The following is a 4,112-nucleotide window of genomic DNA, read 5'->3' as shown; positions in this document are numbered from 1 at the left end:
AAAAGACTTTTTTCTATTTTTTAGAATTAGATCTAGGACATATTTATCTCCACAAAAAAAGAAAGAAGGAGTTAATAGTAAACTCACTTCTTTCCATTGGAAGTTAATAGTAATATTTTTAAAAATCCAGTGATTATCAGGAAGGTATTACCACAATAATCTTTATGATTATCTCACTTTCTCGCATACTAAAATCTCAATATCTTACATAAAACCACCTAGCCACAATCCTAAGAAAGTACCTACATAGTTCCCAATAATATACCCTAATGTCCCAACTATTAAGATTGGGCCTACTAAATTACTCCAACCTTTTGCTATTGCTAGAGCTGCAGCTGTAGTTGGTCCACCAATATTGGCATTTACAGCTAGTAGTGTTTCTTCTAATTCGAATTTGAATACCTTCGCCCCTACTAAGGAAATAGTAAGATTGATAGCTACAATGATAAAAGCAAAAACTAACAACAAAGGTGCATTATCAATAATTAATGGTATGGACGCTGGGATGCCTATTACAACAAAGAAAATATGAATGAGATACGTTCCAATTTCTTGACTTCCTCTTAAAGAATCAAAGAACTTTGGAAATAATAATAGTGCAAGGAAAGTAAATGTTGTTAACAATAAATACTGATCTCCTATTAAGCCGTTTAGTAGGTTTAATAGGAAATTGACGTTTTCTCCTGAAGGGATAAGCGAATCAAACCATATAGATACCTTTTTAGCTAAAATCACTAATGCAAAAGCTATCCCTACAGACAAAGCTATATCCTTTAGTGAAATTTCCTTTGGTTTCCAGTAAGTCTTCGCCTGATTACCCTTGTCATTGTTTCCTTGGGATTCTAACTCATCAATATGAGGTGTCTTATACTTTTTACGGAAAAATTGCATGGTAGGAATAATCATTAAGATGACAAATAAAAGTGCCATGTTCAAATTATCAGCAACTACTGCCGAAGATACAAGCTCACCAGGCGTTTCAAACTTAGCAGACATAGCTGCAAAGTTAACTCCTCCTCCAATATAACTAGCACTAAACATTCCAGCTAGCTTATCAAGCAGTTGTATATGTTCCTTTAATATAAAAAATGCAATAATCGTTCCAGCAACAGTCCCAATGGAGCTTATCAAGAAAATCATTAAGAGCCTGCCACTTTCTTTAAATAGCTTCTTAATATTTACATGAAAAAGGAGCAATGGTATAGCAAGCGGAACAATTATTGTCCATACCGAATCATAAACAGCTGATTCCGTTGGTATGATTCCTGTATTAGAGAGTAGTATAGCAATCAATAATGCGATAATGGCTCCAGTTATTTTGGCTGCCCAGCTAAACCTCTGCTCTAAAAAGATACTTAATGACGCAACGATAACGATGATTCCCCATAGTGTAAGCGTATCATCCGCTTGGATTAATGTACTACTCATGTTATCCTCCCTATTTAAAAGATATTTTATTTTATTCTTAAACAATGCCCCTTTCTTTTAATCTATTATATTATTAATATTTAAATTTTCAAAATATATACCATATCGAAACATTGGATAGCTTTTAAAGTATGTATTATAATTTACTGTGCTACATCAAAGAAGAGATTAGACGAGGAGCAATACATAATGAAAAAATTTATGAACCAACCCGAGAATATGGTGATGGAAATGTGTAACGGATTAGTCCTAGCACATCCAGAGCTAGAATTTTTAAAGAAGTATAAAATTATTAAAAAGAAAACGATTGATCATAACAAAGTTAGCTTAATTAGTGGTGGAGGTAGTGGACATGAGCCAGCACACGCTGGATTTGTAGGCAAAGGTATGCTCGATGCAGCAGTTTGCGGAGATGTATTTGCCTCCCCTTCTCAAATCCAAGTGTACCAAGCTATTAAGGCAACAGCTGGTGAAAAAGGTCTTTTAATGATCATCAAAAACTATAGCGGTGATATGATGAATTTTAAAAATGGTGCTGCTTTAGCAATAGAAGATGGTATTCAAGTGGACTATGTGAAGGTAGACGATGATATTGCTGTAGAAGACAGCTTGTATACAGTAGGCAGACGAGGAGTTGCCGGCACTGTTTTTGTTCACAAATTAGCTGGAGCTGCTGCAGCGGAAGGTAAAGATTTAAATGAAGTCAAAATAGTGGCCGAAAAAGCTGCATCTAACGTACGGAGCATTGGTGTAGCTTTTACATCTTGTACCGTGCCTGCAAAAGGAACACCAACCTTTAAATTAGCTGAGGACGAAATAGAATACGGTGTAGGTATCCATGGAGAGCCTGGTATAAAACGAGAAAAAATGCTTTCTGCAGATGAGCTAGCAGATCGAATGTCCACTGACCTTATAAAAGATTTAGCTATTAACGAAGAGGATGAAATTGCAGTATTAGTAAATGGCTTTGGAGCAACTCCTTTACAAGAATTGTACTTGTTAAACAACTCAGTTACACGAGTACTATCACAAAAGAACATTAAAGTGAATCGCATATTCGTAGGAAATTATATGACGAGCATCGACATGGCCGGGGCTTCTCTAACATTTCTAAAATTAGATGATGAACTAAAGGACTTGCTGTCTAAACCTAGCGATACACCAGCCTTTAAAGTAGATGGACCAGTTGATCCAATTGAATATACGGAAGTGTTAGAGGAAAAGACAGACAAGCTAGTATCCTTTAATACTGAAACTGATGAAGACTATGCGGTAATACAGAATGAAAAATTAACCTTACACAACATGATTTACTTAATAGATAAAATGAGTGAAGTTATTATACAAAACGAGGTGCCTTTCTGCGAATTAGATTCCCATGCTGGGGACGGTGATTTTGGGATGAGTGTGGCTAAAGGTTTTAAGCAATTGAAAAGAGAATGGAATGACATTATTCAGCAGCGTGACCTAAACATCGGATCGTTTTTACACAGTTGTTCCCTAGTTATTATGGAATATTGCGGAGGAGCATCAGGACCTATATGGGGATCTGCATTCAGAGCGGCTGGAAAAGCGACAATGGATAAAAATGAATTGTCCTTAACTGAGTTTGCTGACATGCTTCAGGAAGCTGTAAAAGGAATACAAGCTACTGGAGAACGTTCCTTTGGCCGTGGCGCAGAAGTAGGAGATAAAACCTTAATTGATGCTTTAATACCTTGTGCTGAATCTTGGATCGATAGCAGCTCTTCAGAAAAAACATTTAAAAAAGCATTCGAACAAGGGGCTATTGCTGCAGTAGAAGGTGCAGAAAAGACAAAAGACATTGTAGCTCGTATGGGACGAGCAGGCACAGTAGGTGAACGAAGCCTTGGTTACCCCGATGCAGGTGCCTATGGTCTAGGAGTAATCTTTACAGAGCTTTCAAACTCTATAAAATAACTATAAAACGACACTGGGACAAAAATAAAAAGCCTCGAAAACTTACGATTTAGTAAAGTTTTCGAGGCTTCTATTCTACTTATCTGTAGTTGTTTTCCATTTGGAAGTACGGTTTCCAGGGGCATGGACTTCAGCTCCTGTTTAGGCTTTCGCTCAGGCTGCTCCCCAGGAGTTGCCTATTTCACATTTAAATTAAGTACCCTCGTTTAATATTAGCATCTTCATTTGCACGATCGTGTAATCAGTTCAACACCTTTTCTCTTTTTAACACGCTTTTTCTTTTACTGGATAATATTCTCTCCAAACGATTACGGTTATAACGTTGCGCTAATATAATTGGAACATTAAATAATAAGGCATACGCGACCATGACCCATCCTACCCACAAAGGATTCCAAAGAAAAAAGAAAATGGAAGGTACGATAGATAGCCAATGGGTTAATTCTGCCCTTCTCGACTCTATTAAAAACTTGAAAAGATAATCCCTATCTTTACTTACAAGACTCTTTTTTTCAAAGCCCTTTTGGATGATTTTTGTTCCATCAGGTATCAGATGCTTCCATTTTTTAACTTGGAAAAGTTGTGACCATAGCTGATTTGATTTTTCCCATTCTCTAATACGATATAAATTATTATCATTTTCAAAGTTCCTTGAAGGAATACACGCCATGCAAAGAGATATAGCTATATGAAAAAAAGCCCATGCTACTATATCTATTAAAACAGTTTCCATTATAGGTAAC

The 4,112-nt window shown here is 36.3% G+C and carries 3 protein-coding genes; 1 reads left to right on the top strand and 2 read right to left on the bottom strand.

Annotated features, from left to right (window positions below; genetic code table 11):
• Positions 1 to 204 precede the first annotated feature (204 nt).
• Positions 205 to 1,428, bottom strand: a complete 1,224-nt coding sequence (locus tag AC06OU_RS03460) for a DUF819 family protein (protein WP_475854006.1) — start codon at positions 1,426 to 1,428, stop codon at positions 205 to 207.
• 189 nt (positions 1,429 to 1,617) lie between these two features.
• Between AC06OU_RS03460 and dhaK the strand changes: the two genes are divergently transcribed.
• The gene (gene dhaK / locus AC06OU_RS03455; protein WP_475854004.1) at positions 1,618 to 3,369 is read left to right on the top strand and encodes a dihydroxyacetone kinase subunit DhaK; all 1,752 of its coding nucleotides are present in this window, start codon (positions 1,618 to 1,620) and stop codon (positions 3,367 to 3,369) included.
• A gap of 241 nt (positions 3,370 to 3,610) precedes the next feature.
• On the opposite strand, the gene AC06OU_RS03450 is transcribed toward dhaK, so the two are convergent.
• A partial coding sequence (locus AC06OU_RS03450) for a glycosyl-4,4'-diaponeurosporenoate acyltransferase CrtO family protein (protein WP_475854002.1) occupies positions 3,611 to 4,112 on the bottom strand: 502 nt, incomplete at its 5' end.

The organism is Psychrobacillus sp., from assembly GCF_056205495.1.
This window is presented reverse-complemented; position numbering and strand designations above follow the sequence as displayed.